This is a genomic window from Flavobacterium salmonis, from assembly GCF_903819435.1.
GTDB classification, from domain to species: domain Bacteria; phylum Bacteroidota; class Bacteroidia; order Flavobacteriales; family Flavobacteriaceae; genus Flavobacterium; species Flavobacterium chungangense.
This window is the reverse complement of sequence record NZ_CAIJDP010000055.1, coordinates 1-450: the sequence shown is the minus strand read 5'-3', so window position 1 is coordinate 450 and position 450 is coordinate 1. Positions and strand designations below refer to the sequence as shown.

Here is a 450-nt window from a genome sequence, read left to right as displayed (position 1 = left end):
ATCAATGTTTATTACTCTTGGTATGCAGTTATTACTAATTGCTTTAATTAGAAAAGACTGAGCGCTCATTCTTTGTCTTCTTCTGGTCAAAAGAAAGTCTACTGTATTGCCTAGTTTATCTACTGCTCTATATAAATAACACCAAATACCTTTTACTTTGATATAGGTTTCATCCAATCTCCAACTTGTACCTACTTTACCTTTTCTCTTCTTCATCTCTGACTAAATGAAAGGTGTAAACTTAAAAACCCAGCGCTGAATAGTAGCATGATCAACATGAACTCCTCGCATTTTCATGATCTCTTCAACATCCCGATAGCTTAATGTAAACCTAAGCTTAAAATATACGGCCTGCAATATAATAGATTTCGGACAGCAATGACCTTTCGTATTCATGAGTTAACAAGTTAAAAAAGGCAAAGTTAAAACGTAGCTAGATGCGACAGAACC

2 protein-coding genes are annotated in these 450 nt (G+C 34.7%); both read right to left on the bottom strand.

Annotated features, from left to right (window positions below):
• The coding region (locus tag FLACHUCJ7_RS02525; protein ID WP_180907806.1) for a DDE-type integrase/transposase/recombinase at nucleotides 1-216 on the bottom strand (216 nt) is incomplete at its 3' end.
• Between the two features lie 6 nt (nucleotides 217-222).
• Nucleotides 223-396, bottom strand: a complete 174-nt coding sequence (locus tag FLACHUCJ7_RS02520; RefSeq protein WP_180907805.1) for an IS6 family transposase — start codon at nucleotides 394-396, stop codon at nucleotides 223-225.
• Nucleotides 397-450: the final 54 nt, after the last annotated feature.